The organism is Paraburkholderia translucens (assembly GCF_020881035.1).
In the GTDB taxonomy this organism is placed as follows: Bacteria; Pseudomonadota; Gammaproteobacteria; order Burkholderiales; family Burkholderiaceae; genus Paraburkholderia; species Paraburkholderia translucens.
This window is the reverse complement of record NZ_JAJITC010000007.1, coordinates 12,446-29,917: the sequence shown is the minus strand read 5'-3', so window position 1 is coordinate 29,917 and position 17,472 is coordinate 12,446. Positions and strand designations below refer to the sequence as shown.

General features: G+C 61.2%; 13 protein-coding genes and 1 pseudogene. 12 read left to right on the top strand and 2 right to left on the bottom strand.

What is annotated here, in order from left to right; translation table 11 throughout:
* Nucleotides 1-36: 36 nt before the first annotated feature.
* From LJ655_RS14515 to LJ655_RS14495, 5 genes are all read left to right on the top strand, one after another.
* Entirely contained in the window at nt 37-1,152 is a 1,116-nt protein-coding gene (locus tag LJ655_RS14515) for a glycosyltransferase family 4 protein (RefSeq protein ID WP_230561945.1), read from the top strand.
* Nucleotides 1,153-1,170: 18 nt separating this feature from the next.
* Nucleotides 1,171-2,628, top strand: coding sequence for a hypothetical protein (locus LJ655_RS14510; RefSeq protein WP_230562234.1), 1,458 nt, complete (start codon nt 1,171-1,173; stop codon nt 2,626-2,628).
* Between the two features lie 70 nt (nt 2,629-2,698).
* The gene (locus LJ655_RS14505) at nt 2,699-3,709 is read left to right on the top strand and encodes a glycosyltransferase family 2 protein (RefSeq protein ID WP_230561944.1); all 1,011 of its coding nucleotides are present in this window, start codon (nt 2,699-2,701) and stop codon (nt 3,707-3,709) included.
* A gap of 17 nt (nt 3,710-3,726) precedes the next feature.
* Entirely contained in the window at nt 3,727-5,043 is a 1,317-nt protein-coding gene (locus LJ655_RS14500; protein ID WP_230561943.1) for a lipopolysaccharide biosynthesis protein, read from the top strand.
* A 51-nt stretch (nt 5,044-5,094) separates the two neighbouring features.
* A complete protein-coding gene (locus LJ655_RS14495; RefSeq protein ID WP_230561942.1) occupies nt 5,095-6,285 on the top strand; it encodes a glycosyltransferase family 4 protein in 1,191 nt (396 codons plus the stop codon).
* Here LJ655_RS14495 and LJ655_RS14490 read toward each other — a convergent pair.
* A complete protein-coding gene (locus LJ655_RS14490) occupies nt 6,261-7,574 on the bottom strand; it encodes an O-antigen ligase family protein (RefSeq protein WP_230561941.1) in 1,314 nt (437 codons plus the stop codon). The two genes, LJ655_RS14495 and LJ655_RS14490, sit on opposite strands and share 25 nt — an antisense overlap.
* Before the next feature lie 636 nt (nt 7,575-8,210).
* Between LJ655_RS14490 and LJ655_RS14485 the strand changes: the two genes are divergently transcribed.
* The 4 genes from LJ655_RS14485 to LJ655_RS14470 are packed head-to-tail and all read left to right on the top strand — an operon-like array spanning nt 8,211 to nt 12,604.
* A complete protein-coding gene (locus tag LJ655_RS14485; protein ID WP_230561940.1) occupies nt 8,211-9,731 on the top strand; it encodes a mannose-1-phosphate guanylyltransferase/mannose-6-phosphate isomerase in 1,521 nt (506 codons plus the stop codon).
* 41 nt (nt 9,732-9,772) lie between these two features.
* Nucleotides 9,773-11,155, top strand: a complete 1,383-nt coding sequence (locus LJ655_RS14480; protein ID WP_230561939.1) for an undecaprenyl-phosphate glucose phosphotransferase — start codon at nt 9,773-9,775, stop codon at nt 11,153-11,155.
* Nucleotides 11,156-11,157: 2 nt separating this feature from the next.
* Nucleotides 11,158-12,216: a sugar-transfer associated ATP-grasp domain-containing protein gene (locus tag LJ655_RS14475; RefSeq protein WP_230561938.1), complete on the top strand. Its 1,059-nt coding sequence runs from the start codon at nt 11,158-11,160 to the stop codon at nt 12,214-12,216.
* 49 nt (nt 12,217-12,265) lie between these two features.
* Complete coding sequence (locus LJ655_RS14470) at nt 12,266-12,604, top strand: hypothetical protein (RefSeq protein ID WP_230561937.1); 339 nt, start codon at nt 12,266-12,268, stop codon at nt 12,602-12,604.
* Nucleotides 12,605-12,781: 177 nt separating this feature from the next.
* On the opposite strand, the gene LJ655_RS14465 is transcribed toward LJ655_RS14470, so the two are convergent.
* Entirely contained in the window at nt 12,782-13,798 is a 1,017-nt protein-coding gene (locus LJ655_RS14465; protein WP_230561936.1) for a LacI family DNA-binding transcriptional regulator, read from the bottom strand.
* Nucleotides 13,799-14,004: 206 nt separating this feature from the next.
* Here LJ655_RS14465 and LJ655_RS14460 point away from each other — a divergent pair.
* The 3 genes and pseudogenes from LJ655_RS14460 (at nt 14,005) to LJ655_RS14450 (ending at nt 17,471) form a co-directional block, all read left to right on the top strand.
* Nucleotides 14,005-15,143: pseudogene (locus tag LJ655_RS14460) on the top strand (ABC transporter ATP-binding protein).
* Between the two features lie 90 nt (nt 15,144-15,233).
* Nucleotides 15,234-16,487, top strand: a complete 1,254-nt coding sequence (locus LJ655_RS14455) for an ABC transporter substrate-binding protein (protein ID WP_230561935.1) — start codon at nt 15,234-15,236, stop codon at nt 16,485-16,487.
* 78 nt (nt 16,488-16,565) lie between these two features.
* Nucleotides 16,566-17,471 (top strand): carbohydrate ABC transporter permease, encoded by a 906-nt coding sequence (locus LJ655_RS14450; protein ID WP_230561934.1) that lies wholly within the window; start codon nt 16,566-16,568, stop codon nt 17,469-17,471.
* Nucleotide 17,472: the final 1 nt, after the last annotated feature.

Genomic DNA, 17,472 nt, shown 5'->3' with positions numbered 1-17,472 from the left:
GACGCATGGTCGCGATGGCGTAAAACGGAGAACCAGATGGCCTTTGCAATCAACGGAAAGTTCACTTCGCAGCCCATCACGGGGGTCCAGCGCGTCGCCTACGAACTGACGAGGGCCATGCAGATGCGCGCCGTGCCGGGCGATGAACCCGAAGTGTTCGTGCCGCCAAACGTGGTCGAACCCGGCTCGCTGCTCAAACGGCAGCGCCGCTTTCGCTGGCTGCGCGGCACATTGTGGGAGCAGATCACGCTGCCGATCGCCGCGCGCGGCGTCACCTTGCTGAATCTGTGCAACACGAATCCGCTGTTCAAGCACGGTCAGATCGTCATGGTTCACGACATGGCCGTCTATGACGTGCCGCAAGGCTTCTCGAGAAGATTCCGCCTCTGGTATCGCGTCTGTTTCACGCTATTGCCGCGCACGCATCCCATTGTTCTGACGGTGTCGACGTTCTCGAAGACGCGCATCTGCCATCACCTGAAGATCGACGAATCGCGGGTGAAAGTGGTCGCACCCGGTGCGGATCATCTCGACCGGATCGTCGCCGACCCTTCGGTGCTGCAACGGCTCGAATTGCGAAAGGACGCCTATTGCGTGATCGTCGGTAGTCTCGACCCGCGCAAGAATCTGCAAGGCGTGCTCGATGCGATCGAGCGGCTCGGGCATCTGAGTGAGGTCAAGTTCGTCATCGTGGGCAGGAAGAATCCGCGCATTTTCAGTAGCGCGGAGCCGGAACATCCGGTGCATTCGCGCCAGGTCGTGTGGGCCGGTTTCGTGTCGGACGAGGAATTGAAGGCGCTGTATCAGAGCGCCGGCTGTCTCGTGTTTCCGTCGCTATACGAAGGATTCGGCTTGCCGCCCCTCGAAGCGATGTATTGCGGCTGCCCGGTGATCGCGTCGGCTTGCGCGTCGATACCGGAAGCTTGTGGCGACGCCGCGATGTATTGCGATCCGACCTCGGCGGACGATATCGCCGCGAAGGTCACGCAGATGATGAGCGACGCCGTTCTGCGCCAACGTTACCGAATCGCGGGCCTGCTGCATGCGCGCGAGTTTCGCTGGGAGCGTGCGGCGCAAAAAGTGCTCGAAATTCTCTATATCCAGACCGGTGAACGGCTGGCCGAACTGACGCCGCGCGCGTCGGCGAGCTAGCGACGAGTGGGCATGAACATGGATCGCGTGAAGACCCGTGCTGACAGAAGACGTGCATTGCGGAAACTTGCCGCGCTGGCGGCGGGAGCGGCCGCGCCGTTGTCATCCATCAGGCCTGCTGTTGCTCTGATACCGGATTCAGCGCCCGCGAGCGCGCGCGCCCGCAGGATTACCGATCTGATCGGCACGAACGGCTGGGCGGGTTCGGCGGCCGATATCCAGATGTGGCGGGCGATGGGTATCAGTTGGGGGCGCGGCGAGGTCGGCCCGGGCCAGCCTGACAGGCCCGGCGAGATGATGCGCATCGACAAGACCGGCCCGGCGTTTAATAGCGATTTGCAGCCGGTACTGATGCGAAACGAGCGCAATGGCATCGGTTCGTTGTTGCTGCTCGGCTATACGCCGGGATGGAATGCGACTGTGCCGGGCGACAGCAAGTCGGCGCCCGTCGATGTGCAAGCGTGGCAGCAGTATGTGAGCGCCGTGGTTCGCAAGTACTCGGCGCCACCTTATAACCTGCGCTATTTCCAGATCTGGAACGAGGCCGCGGGCAAATTGTCCGGGGGATCGCCGCAGGCCACGTTCTGGCACGGGCCGGACTTCAGCACGGATCAAAAGCGCGCGAAGCCCTATGAGCGCGCGATGCAGGACTATGTCGAGCGGATTCACATTCCGGCCGCACGCATCATTCGCAGCCATCACGCGTACGTAGTTTATGGAGGCTGGCCGGACCAGGGTGGACTGGAGAACTTCCAGCGCTGGCTCGAATACCGAAGCCCGGTATTGAATGAGCGCATGCTCGATTGGGTGGACTACATCGACACGCATTATTTGCCGGTGGCGGATCTCGAATCGCTGTATCAGCTATACGTGAGGAACGGTCCCGCGCGCGGCATCTGGCAAACGGAGATCGGCAACGAGTACATGAGGGATCCGCACTATCTCCCGCGTTATTACTTCGATTTCGCGGTGTGGGCGCTGCGCAGGAACTGGGACGATCCGGACAAGTACCTTTCGATGATCTATCACTGGGACGGCTATGAACCGTTTCGTCTCACGCATCGTGGTCCCCCTGAACGAACCTACAACGTTTCTGGTCGAGCCTTGATCGTGCTGCGTCGAACCGCGGGAGGGCATCTGGCGAGTTTTTCAAAACCGCTGCAAGGCAGTCCTGGCGTTGCTGCAAACGCTCTGCTTTCGGGCAACGACCTCGTGATCCAGGTGAGCAGCAGCGCGGGCTGGCGGAGCGTCGCCATCGGCGGGCTACAGGCGCTGCGCTCTCGCACGGTCAAGGCCGATTTCATCGATGCGCTCAGTGGCGAGGTGAGCGCGCCAGACAATGTCGCATTGAGCTGGGAGAGCGATCAGATGCAGGTGCGGTTCAAGGTACCCGACCAGGTGAACGGCGCTGGCAATAATCCGCCCAGGCATCTGGCTTATCTCGTGGTGCGCCGCGTGACGCAGGGAGCGACATAGCGATATTTCGTGAGCCTGGCGGTCGCCGGGAGCCCGGCGGAACGAACCTGACGGATAGCGTTGACACATCATGAAACAGCTCACCATTGCGATTTGCAACTACAACTACGAGCGCTATCTGACCGCGGCGATCGACTCCGCGCTCGCGCAGGACTATCCAGCTACCAAGGTGATGGTCGTCGACGATGGTTCGACCGACGGTTCGCGCGAGATCATTGAAGGCTATGGTAAGCGGGTGCTGTTTCTCGGCAAGCGAAATGGCGGGCAGGTGTCCGCCTACAATCATGCGATCGCGTCGCTCGACACCGAATATGTGATTTTTCTCGATTCCGACGACGTGCTGTATCCATCCGCGGTCTCCGAAGTCATGCGTTTTTTCGAGCACGGCACGTGGGCCAAGGTGCAATTCCGGCTCGACGTGATGGACAACGAAGGTGTGTTGACTGGCGCCTACGTGCCGCATAGCGAGCCGCCCCAGGAATGCGGAGAGCTGCTGCGCAGCGGTTGGCTCTATCCGTCGCCACCCGCGTCGGGCAACGCATACCGGGTGAGTGCGCTCAAACAGATCTTTCCGGTTCCAGAAGAGGGCGTGAATCGCTATGGTGCCGACTTTTACGCAATCTACGGCGTCGCGCTCACAGGCCCCATCGCGACCGTGCCGAAGTCGCTGGGCGGTTATCGCGTGCATAACGCGGGCAGTGGAACGGTATCGTTCGCGAACTCGGAACAGCTGACCAAAGCGCCACGCGCATTCAGCATGCGCTGGGCCATCCTGCGCAATATTGTTAAAGTCCGGCTCGGCATAGAACTGCCGGGGACCTTTCTCGACTTTTCTCACGAGAAAGCGACGTTCTGTTCTTCCATTTATCGCGCGACGCTTTTCAGGCGCTGGCACTGGATGCTGCTCGATTCGGGCAACTATCTGCATACGATTGTCGCGAATCCATTCTGGAGCCTGAAGAAAAAGCTCGGCACGCTCGTATTGTCGAGTCTGTGTCTCGTACCTTACTCGCCGTTATCGGATTTCGCGGTGCGTTACATCGCGAACCCGCTCGCGCGCCGTCGCGTCTCGCGACGGTGAGAGAAAAGGAGTAAGGCATGGATAGACGAGCGAGCGCCAATGTAATCGCCTTTGTATACGGCGGCTATTTGATGAGGTACGTGTACCTCGTCATCGTGGTGCCGTTCTATGGAAGAGTGCTGGGTGTGGCCGAGTACGGCCGGGTACTTGCGTCGATGTCGCTGATGAACGTGATATGGATGCTCGTTACTTTTGGGCTCACGTTCGTCGGCATGCGTGAGGTGTCGAAAGCGCAGTCGGTGGACGAATGCAATGCGATCTACTCGCTGCAAGTCAGCGCGCGGCTGGTGCTCGCCTTGATCGGGGCGGGCATCGGCGTCGTTGCGACCTTGAGCTCGCCGGTATTGTCGGAGCGGCCTCTCATTGGCCTGCTCGCGACCTTGCTCGGCATCGTGTCCGCACTGAATCTCGGCTGGCTGTTTCAGGGGCGGCATTACTTTCGCACGCCGATCATGATCGAAGTGTTCGGCTTCGCGTTGAGTCTCGTGCTGGTGCTGACCCTCGTCAAAGGACCGGAAGACGCAGTGTGGGTGCTGGCGAGTCTGCTGATTGCGGGCATCGCGTCGTCGATCATTTCGTACGGGTTGACGACATGGCAGATCGGGCTGCCGCGTCTTACGTTTTCCGGCGTCGTGCCGCTCGTGCGCAGTTCGGCGATGCTGTTCTGCTATTCGTCCGGCTCCGTCGTGCTCACGGCGTCGTCGACGTATTTGCTCACCTTGTTGTCGACGCCCGCACAGGTCGGCTATTTCGGTGCGGCGGAGCGTTTCGCGACGATCGGAATCAGCCTGATGGGCCCCGCGGGGCAGGTCTTTATTCCGACGATAACGCGACAACTCGCACAGGGGGACAAGGAAGGCGCGCATGTCACGACGCGGCGCGGCGCCGTCCTGCTGCTCGGCTACAGTGTACTGCTGCTGTGCGGTGCATTGACGCTTTCGCCTTTCCTTTTGCCTCTGATTCTCGGGGCAGCGTTCGAGCCGAGTGCGCATGTGCTGCAGGTCTTTGCATGGATGTTTCCATTTGTCGCTTTCAACGAATTCGTCGCGTTCTACGTATTCGTGCCACGCAGAAGGGACAGGATGCTCGCGATTGCCGGCGTAGTTTCAGGCCTGGTCAATCTCGCGATTGCGCTCGTTCTCGCGCCGCGCTTCGGCGCGATGGGCATGGCGTGTGCTCGGGTGATCGGCGAGGCGACGCTGTCGGCGACGCTGCTCGGCGTGATGATTCGCCACGAGCTGGTTAGCCTGTTGCCTGGCGCCGGGCGGGCGCTCGAGCGGGTGCGGGTGGTGTGCGGGCTTCGTGCGCAGACGGGTGGCGCAAAGGACGACTGAAGGGGTAGGTGAGTGAACGGGGGTTTGGTTGGATCGTCACAGGAGGTCGAAGTGAAAGTCGCTATTGTTCACGATTGGCTGGTGGTGTCCGGCGGCGCCGAGAAAGTATTGAAGAACATCATCGAGTGCTTCCCGGATGCGGACGTCTTTTCGATTGTCGATTTTCTCGAAGACCGCGAATGCGTGAAAGGGAAGTCGGTCAACACGTCGTTCATCCAGAAGATGCCATTCGCGCGAAGACGTTACCGCGCCTATCTACCGTTGATGCCGATTGCGATCGAACAGGTCGATCTATCCGGCTACGATCTCGTCATTTCGAGCTCGCACGCGGTCGCGAAAGGCGTATTGACCGGGCCCAACCAGGTGCACATCAGCTACGTTCATTCGCCGATCCGCTATGCGTGGGATCTGCAACATCAGTACCTGCGCGAATCTCATCTGGACACGGGACTGCGTTCGGCGTTGGCGCGCGTGCTGCTTCATTACATTCGCGGCTGGGATTCGCGTTCCGCGAACGGCGTCGATCATCTGGTCGCGAATTCGCAGTTCATTGCACGGCGCATCAGAAAGGCCTATCAGCGAGAATCGACGGTGATCTATCCGCCGGTCGATATGGCGAATATGTCCATTGGCACAGAGAAAGAGGATTTCTACGTGACGGCGTCGCGGATGGTGCCTTACAAGCGTATCGATCTGATCGTCCGGGCCTTTTCGCAAACACCCGAACGCAAGCTCGTCGTGATCGGCGACGGTCCCGAGATGAAAAAGATCCGTTCGGTGGCCGGCAAGAACGTCGAGATTCTCGGGCATCAGCCGTCCGACGTGCTGATCGATCATTTGCGTCGCGCGCGCGCCTTCGTGTTCGCGGCGGAAGAAGACTTCGGCATTTCCGTGGTCGAAGCGCAGGCCTGCGGCACACCGGTGATAGCGTTCGGCCGCGGCGGCGTGCTTGAATCGGTGGTGGGTTTGCCGCTCGAACCGGCCACCGGGATTTTCTTCGGCGAGCAGACGACCGCGTCGTTGCTCGAAGCCGTCAGCCGGTTCGAGAGCAATGCCGGCTTATTCGACGCGCGGGCGTGCCGCAAGAATGCCGAGCGCTTCTCGTCGGAAAACTTCAAGAAGGCGCTGATGAGCTTCGTCGATACGCGGCTTCCTTATGCGTGCGTCGAACAATTCCTTCCGTATGCACAGAGTCCGTCGCAGCCGGTCAAGGAACGTCATCTTGCCGACGTTACGCCCTGAGTAGGGCGCGGGGAAAGAGGCTGTGAGGCCCGCTGACCCACCACGCCTGCCTTGCGCGATCCGTGCGGGTCAGGCTCAGGCCTGAATGCGGTAACCGCCAGAGGACGCGCGGCGAGCAGCAGCGAGACGACCAGAGTAAGAATCAGCACGTTCGACGGTGTGACGAGCCGATGCTCGGTTGCCGACATCACCAGCAGGCAGACCGACGAAATCTCCACGAAGCGGAACGCCGCGAAATGGCGCCCCCCTGCGACCAACGCTGCGTAAGCCGCGCCCTGCTTGCTCCATTCGACGAGTTTCCAGAAAAACGCCAGGATCAGCGCCAGGCCCACCACGCCGAGCTCGGCAAGGATATTCAGGTACGAGTTGTGAGCATGCGAATCGCTGTGCTCGATCACGACGTCGGACGGCACGCCGAACAGATGGAAGTACGAAGCGATGCTGCCGATATGGTCGTCGAAGGAGCCAAAGCCCAGACCGACGAGCGGGCTCTGTTCGAAGTATGCGAGCGCTCGCGGCCACAGCCACTCATAGCGGATGTTGAGGTTGGCGACCTTGGCGTCCTCATTATGAATCGAGAACGTATAGCCCATGTAGTCGACGGTCGGGTCGGTATGAAAAATCGCCACCGCGAACGACGCGACCAGCATCACGCCGATCAGCGATGCGAGCATCCAGCGCTTGCGGCCAAAGTACAGATACGGCAGCACGGCGGCGGCGCCAAGCAGCGAGCCGCGACTATAGGTCGAAAACAGCATCAGAAGATTACAGGCGAGCAGCGCGGTCAGCAGCTTGCTGCGCTTTTGCAGGTGGCAGGCCACGCCGAGACAGAACAGCATCGCCAGGAAGCCACCGGCCGCATTGCGGGCAATGAAGTAGCTGCCGAAGCTGTCGTCCGGGTTGGTGAAGATGCTGAGCAGACCGTTCTCGACGATGTAGTACACGTACATCGGCAGGTTAATCAGGACCGCGAACATGAAAAACGCGCGCAGCACCTTGTTCATATCCCAGCGGTGCGCATACAGGCAACCGGCAAAAACGGGCGCATAGGAGACGAAAAAATTGCCGTCGCGCCGGTAGAAATCGAATTCGAGGAACGACTGCGGATCGTAGAGCAGCGTCGAGACGATCGCGAGCGCCGTGAAAGCCGTAAGCGGCGCCATGAACGCGGGATAACTGCGGCCATAGAAGCGCCACGCGCATAGCAGCAACGGAACAAAGCCGATCGCACTGATGGGCACCAGATTCGTGACCGTCAGAAACAGTGCGAGCAGCGAAATATAGGCCATTGCAACTCCAGGAAGACGGCTAGCGCGCCGGTTGGGGTTGTGCACATGCGCCGGATGATGGCGAGACGGAAAAAGCGGAGCTGCACGTTGGGCCGTGCGGGATCACATCGTACAACTTTGACATGAATGCCACGATACGTTCATTAAACGGTAGCACGTGTCACCGCTTATGTTCAACCGCGCGTGTCCCCTGCAATAGAAGTGCAAGCTCGTTCGCAAGCGTGCGAAAACAGGTCCCCGAGCCCCGCCAAAACTTCCTCGCTTCGCGCCAGATGCGCTGCGGGACAATTCGGCCTCACTATGATTGAACTCACCGGGGCACGACCTCGACCAGTTCCGATGCAAGTCTTTGCCGTGTTCGTTCTTTCATTTCAATCGTTTTCCCGGTCGTCGTTGCCGAGTAGACCACTGTGATCCGGCCAATCAGTTTCCGCAGTTACCGATCGAGCCGGATCCGGCGTCGTCGCATGCGTCTTTATAGCGCGAACTGAACGACTGGTCTGATCCGTCCGGCGCAGACGTCCCTGTCAATAAATCATATGAGACGGTATTTGTGCGAACCGCGGCGCACCGCGTTATGCGATGTCGTTCAAGGAGAGGCGTTTCCGAGCCGGTTTCAGTGCCAAGGAGTCAGCGATGGGCAAGGTTACAGCGGCCGCAGCCGCGACGGATGTCGAAACGATACGGCAAGGCTCTGCCGAGGCGGAGTATCCGCTGCTCGTGCAGGTGATTCTCGCTGGTGGTTCCGGCACCCGCCTGTGGCCGGTGTCGCGCGAACAGTTTCCCAAGCAACTGATCGACGTGATCGGCAAGCAGACCTTGTTGCAGGCGACGATGGGGCGCATGGCGGGTTTTGAAGGCGCGTGGCGCGTCGCGGCCGATCCGCTGATTGTGTGTGGCACCGAGCATTATTTCGCCACTTACGAGCAGGCCCGCGAAATCGGCATGAACGCGCGGATCGTGGTCGAGCCCGCACGTCGTGATACTGCGCCGGCGCTGACGCTTGCCGCGCTGATGGCGTGCGCGCAAGACGAGGACGCGATTTTGGTGGCGATGCCCGCGGACCACGCGATCGCGAATCTCGAGGGACTTCATCACGCAATCGACATTGCAGCGACGCATGCGCGCGACGGCGCGATCGTCACGCTAGGCGTTCCGCCAGAGCGGCCCGACACGGGCTTCGGTTATATCCGCCTCGGCGATGCGTTATCCGATGGTGCGCACCTGATCGAGCGCTTCGTCGAGAAGCCCCCGGCGGAGCTCGCGGCCCAGTACGTCGCATCGGGCAATTACTGGTGGAATAGCGGCATCTTCGTCGTGCGTGCGTCGGTGTGGTTATCCATCATCGAGCAGTTTCAGCCGGAGATGCATACGGCTTGCGTGGGTGCGTGGCGCGACGCGAAGAAGGCCGAAGAATGCGTCATGCCGGACGCCGACGCGTTTCTGCGTTCTCCAGCCGACTCGATCGACTATGCCGTGATGGAACAACTCGGCAAGCCGGACTCGGCGTTGTGCGGCGTGGTGGTGCCGCTCGAAGCGGGCTGGTCCGATCTCGGTTCGTGGGATGCGGTATGGCAGGCGATGGAGAAGGACGAGTGCGGTAATGCCTCGAGCGGCCGCGTGCTGTTCGAAGGCGCCACCGCGACGTACGCGCGCTCGCAAGGAGGCAGGCTTCTCGCCTGCGTCGGCACCAGCAACATGATCGTGATCGAGACCGACGACGCGGTGCTCGTGGCGGATCGCTCGCATGTGCAGGACGTCAAGGAACTCGTGTCGCGGATCAGGCGCGAGAAGTCGCCGGAGGCCGATGCGCACAGAAAAGTCCGCCGCCCGTGGGGCTTTTACGACTCGATCGATCACGGCGATCGCTTCCAGGTGAAGCGCATCGTCGTGATGCCGGGCGGCCGCCTGTCGTTGCAGATGCATCATCATCGCGCCGAGCACTGGGTGGTCGTATGCGGAACGGCGCTCGTCACGCGCGGAGAAGAGCAGTTTCTTCTCGCCGAAAACGAATCGACGTATATCCCGCTGGGGGTTCGGCATCGGCTCGAAAATCCGGGCCACGTGCCGCTGCAGATCATCGAAGTGCAGTCTGGCGCGTATCTCGGCGAAGACGACATCGTTCGTTTCGACGACAAGTACGGGCGATGCGGCTGATGCGACGGAGTCGACCTGATACCAGCTATGAGGGGGCTGTGATGCGACTGCTGACTGGTCTAATGGCGAGAGCGTTCGATGTCACGATGATCGTGGCGGGGGCTTTCGCGGCTTCGCAGATCCGCTTCGACGGCGGCTCGCAGAGGAGCTTCTACTTCGCGTTCGTCGCGTTCGCCGCGGCATTTGCTCTCGCCGTTTTTCCGGTGCTCGGTGTGTACGAATCGTGGCGCGGCCGCTCGAAAAGAGCGCTCGCGGGCCATGTGGCGTTCGGTTGGCTCGTCGTGCAGACCTGCGCGATGGTGCTGATGTTCTCGTTGCACCAGATCGACTTCGTGTCGCGCCTCTGGTTCGTGTATTGGACGGGGATCTCGGGCGCCGCGATGATGGCAGGCCGGATGGTCACGCATGCGCTGCTTGGGCGCATGCGCCATGCGGGGATGAACTTGCAGCAGGTCGCGGTGGCGGCGTGCGGCGACCATTGCGATGAGATCATCCGCAAGATCGAGATGTCGCCTGCCGCCGGTTTCCGCGCGAACGCGCTGTATAACCTGAATCCGGGCTGCAGTATTCCGTCGCATCCCTCGGTACAGGTTTTCGAAGAACAGGGCGCGTTCGCTCGCTACGTGCGGGAACAGCAGATCGGCGAAGTATGGCTGGCATTGCCGCTCACCGAGGAGCGCGCGATTCTCAAACTGGCCGCTGAGTTTCGCAACGACCTGATCAACGTGCGCTTCATGCCCGATGTGCGCACGCTTGCGCTATTCGAAGGCAGCATGACCGAGTTGCTCGGCTTGCCGACGATCAATCTCGCCGCGTCGCCGCTGCCGCCGAATGCGTTGGTGCAGAAAGAACTGTTCGACCGTCTGTTCGCGCTGGTCACGTTGATTGCAATCTCGCCGATTCTGCTGGGCTGTGCGATTGCCGTGAAACTGAGTTCGCCCGGCCCGGTGCTGTTCAGGCAGCGCCGCAAAGGGGCCGACGGCCGCGTATTTACGATCTACAAGTTCCGCACGATGCGGCTGCACGAACAGAAACCGGGTATTCTCGAACAGGCCACGCGCAACGATCCCCGCATCACGACGGTGGGCGCCTTCCTGCGCCGCACGAGTCTCGACGAACTGCCGCAGTTCTTCAACGTGCTGCGCGGTGATATGTCGGTGGTGGGGCCGCGTCCTCATGCGCTCGAACATGACGATCTTTATCAGAACATCGTGTCGGGCTATATCCACCGCTATCGGATCAAACCTGGTATTACCGGCTGGGCGCAGATCAACGGATATCGCGGCGAGACCGATCGCCTCGAAAAGATGGAAGGCCGCGTCGCGCACGATCTGTATTACCTGCGCAACTGGTCGTTCTGGCTCGACGTGAGGATCATTCTGGCGACGATTTTCAAGGGGCTTCATCATCCGAACGCTTACTGAGCATGATGTTATCCGGCGCTGAAGAGTTCGTGAGGCGGTCCGCGAAGCGAGTCTCGCTGTACCGGTTTCACCTTGACCACTGCGCGCAGGCGAAAAAGATACTGCAGGTGCTCGAAGACAGACACGGAAAGGCCAACCCGGCGAATATGCGGCTCGCGGACGAATATGCGCGCGATGTATTCGGTGACCCTGTCTATGCGCCGTGGCTGCGCGTGTACGCCGCGTTTTGCGACACGTTCAAGGAAGGATGGATCCCTGACAACTACTACGCCGTTGTCGTCGTGCCGCAGTTGAAAGGCCTGTACGGGAAGATCGCAGACCTCAAGCCGATCTCGCAACAGCTTTTCGACGGCGACGCCTTGCCCGATGTCGCGTACTTCGCCAATGGGTTGTTCTTCACCGACAAAAGCGTCGCAGTGCCCGATCGCGAATTGAAAGAGGTCGTGTTCGAGCATGCCGAGCGCGTGGTTTTCAAGCTCGATGGCTCGAGCCAGGGCAAAGGCGTCCACTTTTTCGACAAGGCGAGTTTCGATCCAGAACGCGTCCGGTCGCTTGGCAATGGTGTGATTCAGAGATTCATCGTTCAGCATCCCATGTTCAGCGCATTTGCTTCGAAGCCCGTTGCAACGCTGCGCTTCACGACCGTGGTGGACGACAGCGGCCGCATTTCCCTTCGGGCCTGTTATCTGAGGCTCGGCAGAGCCGACGATACGCACATCATGAGCCGCCGGCAAATCTGCGTGGCGGTCAAACTCGAAAATGGCGAACTGTACGACGAAGGTTATTCGAACTGGGGGGCTATCACGGCGCATCCGGATTCGGGCGTGCGCTTTGCTGGCGTCAGGATTCCGCAGTTCGAGCAATGTGTCGCGCTGGTGCTGAGGCTGCACCGGAAGATTCCATTCGCGCGCTGTGTCGGCTGGGACGTCACGGTCGACGCGAACGAGCGCGTGCAGGTAATGGAGTGGAACGGTGGGCACAATGACGTGAAGTTCAGCGAGGCAACGCAGGGCCCGTGCTTTTCGGATCTGAAATGGGAGCGGCTCAGGGCCGTGCATTGAGTTTTTCTCGGCAGTTGAAGCGGCTGAAACAGACAGCGGGAGACGCGACGTGAGCGAACAGTTATGGTGCGTCCACATCGAAGGACTCGATGACTTCATTGCCGTCGATTCCGAGGAGTCGGCGCGGCACGAGGCGTCGCAGATCAATGCGTATATCGATCGTGCCGACAGAAGCTCGCGCGCCGCGCGCTTGCGCGCGCTGGTGGTCGAATGGCCGTTCAGCGCTGAGGGTCACGCGAGGGCGCTCGATATCGATTGGTACGATTTGCAGCGTATGCCGCACCGGCAGCAGGCCGGGACTCGATCACCGGGCGGTGTGCTGTCGAAGCTCGCGCGCCGTGTCAGAGAGTTGCTGAGCGTCGTGCGCGCGGGTAAGGACGAAGTATGAACCGCGGCCGTGGCAAGCCGCGTCATGCGGGCAGCGGCTCGTGTTCTATCAGGTCAGCGCGTAATGGTTGCGGGCTATTTCAGTTGCAAAGCCGACGCTGCATGTTCGCGTGGTGCTGATGGCGTTTTGGCATGAATGGCTCCTGAATCCCGGAAAGGGAGCCAGCGTCAGCCAGCGTCAGCGCTTCTTGCGCGTCCCCGTCGATGCGCGCACCACAAGCTCGGGTGGCGGACCGAGCACCATCGACGGCTGCCGCTCCGGCGTCTGGATCAAACGGATCAGACTCTTGATGGATAGCTCGGCGACAGCCGCGGTTTGAATCGCGACCGTCGTCAACGCGGGATGCACTTGATGCGCGAGTTGAATGTCGGTGATGCCGATTACCGAGACATCGTCGGGCACCGAGCGGCCGAGCGTGACCAATGCCTGAATCGCTCCGATCGCGAGCAGATCGTTGGTCGCGAAGATCGCGCTCAGTTGCGGGCGATTCGCCATCAGCTCCATGCAGGCCGCGAAGCCGGCGTCGATCGAGTCGCGAATCTGCAGTACCGCAGCCGCGTCGGCTTCGATGCCGGCCTCGCGCATCGCCGCGCGAAAACCGTTCGAGCGCGCGTCCTGCAAACCGCCACAGCCATCGCCGATCAGCAATCCGATCTCGTGATGGCCGAGTCCTAGCAGGTGCCGCGCGGCCAGCTCGCCCGCGCGCGCGAAATCGACCGCGATGCACGGCAGCGCGGGCGGCGACTCCGGATGCTCCCACATGGCGAGCAGAATCGGCGCGCTATGTGTCGCCGATGCGCACAGGTCGTTGATCGTGATGTCCGTGTTCATCACCAGCACCCCGTCGGCAAGCGTGCCGGCTATCTGGTTCAGATACGCGCGGCCGATCTCGGCATCGTCGTCAGTATTGCAAACCATCAGGAAGTGGCCAGCTTTGCGCGCCGCGCGCTCGGCGGCGAGCACGAACTCCGGGTAGAACGGGTTCGAAATGTTCGACAGCATCAGCGCGAGCGTCGATGAGCGGCCCTCGGCCAGCGCGCGCGCATTCAGGTTCGGCCGATAGCCGAGTTCGGCGATCGCCTGCAACACGCGCTCGGCCGTTTCAGGGCGGACTTTCTCGCGATTGCGCAGCACGTTGGAGACGGTGGCGGCAGTAACCTGCGCGCGCTTCGCGACTTCGGACAACGTAACCATGTTCGATTTATCCCATATTTAGGGAGGGGCATTCATATGTTGCAAACCGCTCCCGACATTGCTAACTTTCTCGAAAACGTACCGGAGACACCCCGCCATGACTTCTTCCGTCGAACTGGAATTTAAGCGATTAAATGCCTGCGGCACAAGCCCCAGGCGATTTTTTTGAGCGCAAATTTAAGCGGTTAAATCGAACTGGAGACAGCATGGCAACGATTCGTTTGAGCGATGTGCAAAAAGCCTATGGCGACCATCCGCCGGTGATCCGGCGCGTGAATCTGGAGATCGCGCAACACGAGTTCTGCGTGTTCCTGGGTCCGTCGGGTTGCGGCAAGTCGACCTTGCTGCGGATGATCGCCGGTCTCGAAGACCTCAGTGAAGGCACATTGCATATTGGCGGGCGACTCGTCAACGACGTGCCAGCCGCCGAGCGTGGCGTCGCGATGGTGTTCCAGAGCTACGCGCTGTTTCCGCACATGACCGTGTTCGACAACATGGCGTTCGGTCTCAAGCTCGCGAAGCAGCCGAAGGACGTGATCGAGCGCAAGGTCCGCGAAGCCGCTCGAATTCTGCAACTGGAGAGCCTGCTCGAGCGTCACCCGAAAGCGCTGTCGGGCGGGCAGCGGCAGCGCGTCGCGATCGGCCGTGCGATCGTGCGCGAGCCCGGCGTGTTTCTGTTCGACGAACCGCTCTCGAATCTTGATGCCGCGCTGCGTGGCCAGACGCGCGTCGAGATCGCGCGACTGCATCAGCGCTTCGCCAATGCGAGCGTCGTCTACGTGACGCACGATCAGGTCGAGGCGATGACACTCTCCGATCGCATCGTGCTGCTGCACGCGGGCGCGGATGCCGAGCGCTTCGGCAGTATCGCGCAGAGCGGTGCGCCGCTGGAGCTGTATCACCACCCGAAATCGCGCTTCGTCGCGGGCTTTATCGGCTCGCCGCGCATGAACTTCATCGATGCGACCGTCGAGGCGATCGAGCCGGGCCGTGTCACGGTTGCGCTGGGGGCCGGCGCGGAAAAACTGCTCGCGCACGTCGACGGCGAACGTCTGCAACGGGGCCAGCGCGTCACGCTCGGCGTGCGCCCCGAGCATCTGCGGCTGACCGGCGACGAGCAGTTATTCAATGCGCGACCGTGTTGTCGGAGCGGCTCGGCGAGCACAGCTATATCCACGCGGACCACGCCGGCGGCACGCTGATCGCGAAGGCGCCCGGCGATACGCCGCTCGGCTCGGGCGAGCGCATCCGCGTGCACGTGCCGCCGGCCGCGTGTCATCTGTTCGACGAGCAGGGACTCGCGCTGCGGCGTAGCACGTTCGAACCGGAACGCGCGGCGGCCTGAACGGTCCGTCGTACTCAATTCCGCCATAGAGCGGGTTATATCGCCGGCGACGCTGCGTAGCCGGTCAACAAGGTAGACAAGGAGACATAGATGATCGCTTTTCGCCTTCGCCGTCTTGCACAGGTGTCGATTACCGCCGCCGTGGTGGCCGGCGCGTTCGGCAGTGCCGTGGCCGACGCGGCCACGCTGAACGTCAACGTATCGGCGCGCGGTAATCAACGCTCGACCTGGCAGGACGCATTCGACCAGTTCAAGAAAGCCAATCCCGACATCGATCTGAAAATCACCTACGTGACCGAGGAGGCGTACAAGGTGCAGATGGGCGGCTGGCTCGCCACCGATCCGCCCGACGTCGTCTCGTGGCACGACGGCGAACGCATGGCCTATTACGCGCAGCGCGGTTTGCTCGAAGATCTGAGCTCCGACTGGGCGAAGAACGGCTGGTCGCAGCAGTACGCGTCGGTCAAGGACGCGTCGACGTACAAGGGCAAGCAGTACGCGGCGCCGCTCGGTTATGACGCGTACGGATTTTTCTACCGCAAGGATCTCTTCGAGAAGGCGGGCATCAAGAGCGAGCCGAAGACGTGGGACGAACTGCTCGACGCAAACAGGAAGCTGAGGGCGATCGGCGTCGCACCGATCGCGGTGGCCGCGCGCGATAGCTGGACGCTCGCGGCCTGGTTCGACTATCTCGATCTGCGCATCAACGGCAACGAGTTCCACCAGAAACTGATGGCCGGCGAGATTCCATACACCGATCCGCGCGTGAAGAAGGTCTACACGACGTGGAAGACGCTGCTCGACAATCACGACTTTATCGACAACGCGCTTTCGTACGACGTCGATTCGATCGCACCGATCCTCAATAACGGCAAGGCCGCGATGATGCTGATGGGCACGTTCTTCTCGGCGAGCTTCCCGCCGTCGGTCAAGGATCAGGTCGGCTTTTTCCGCTTTCCGGTGATCGACGCGAACGTGCCGATGGCTGAAGACGGTCCCGTCAACGTGCTGCTGATTCCGGCGAAGGCGAAGAACAAGGCCGACGCGCGCAAGCTGCTCGCGTTCATGGAGACGCCGAAGATCAACTCCGAACTCGCGAAGGGCTGGGGACAGTTGCCGTCGAACAGCCAGGCGGTGCCGCCTGAAGATGCGATCTCGAAGGTCGGCTTCCAGACGCTCGCGAACACGAAGGGCGGCATCGCGCAGTTCTACGATCGCGACATGCAGAAGGAAATGGCCGACGAAGGCATGAAGGCCATGCAGCAGTTCTACAGCGATCCGTCGCAACTCGACAGCGTGCTCGCTCATCTCGAAGCGACGCGCAGGCGCATCTACCAGAAGTAAGTCCCACCGCGCCGGCCGCCTGATCGCGGCCGGCTCCCGGGTTCCCGTTCCGCCTTCGATTTTCGACGAGGTCGTTCCATGTCTCATACCGCAGCGCGCCGCCTGCCCGCGGCGCGGCACCGTCGCGTCTCGACGACACGACATCATCAGCATCGCGCCGCGTTTTTCTTTCTGCTGCCGGGGTGCGCGTTATTTACGCTGTGCGTGATCTATCCGATCGTCAGCAGCATCTCGCTGAGCTTCTACAACTGGGACGGCATGACGCCGAAGACCTTCGCGGGTCTCGCCAATTACGTCGAGCTGTTTCAGTCCGATACGTTTTATACGGCGCTGAAGAACAACCTGATCTGGCTCGGGCTGTTTTTGCTTGCGCCGCCGCTGGGTCTGCTGTTCGCGTTGTATCTGAACCAGCACTTGCGCGGCATGCGCGTCGTGAAGTCGCTGTTTTTCGCGCCGTTCGTGCTGTCGGGCGTCGTGGTCGGCCTCGTGTTCAGCTGGTTCTACGATCCGACGTTCGGGCTGCTGCGCTTGATCGTCGGTCGTGGCATTCCGGTACTCGGCGATCCGCATACGGTCACGTTCGGCATCATCTTCGCCGCGCTTTGGCCGCAGACGCCGTTCTGCATGATCCTGTATCTGACGGGACTCACCGGCATCAATCCCGAAGTGGTCGAGGCGGCGCGCATGGAAGGCGCGAAGGGCTTGCGACTGCTGTGGCACGTGATCCTGCCGCAATTGCGGCCCGCCACCTTCATGGCAGTTGTGCTGACCGTGATCGGCGCACTGCGCAGCTTCGATCTGATCGCGGTGATGAGCGGCGGCGGTCCGTTCGACAGCTCCACCGTGCTCGCCTATTTCATGTACGACCAGGCGATCAAGTACTACCGCGAAGGCTATTCCGCGGCGATCGCCGTGGTGCTGTTCGCGATCATGCTCGTCTATATCGTGTTCCATCTGCGCCGCATGCTGCGCGAGGAACGCTGAT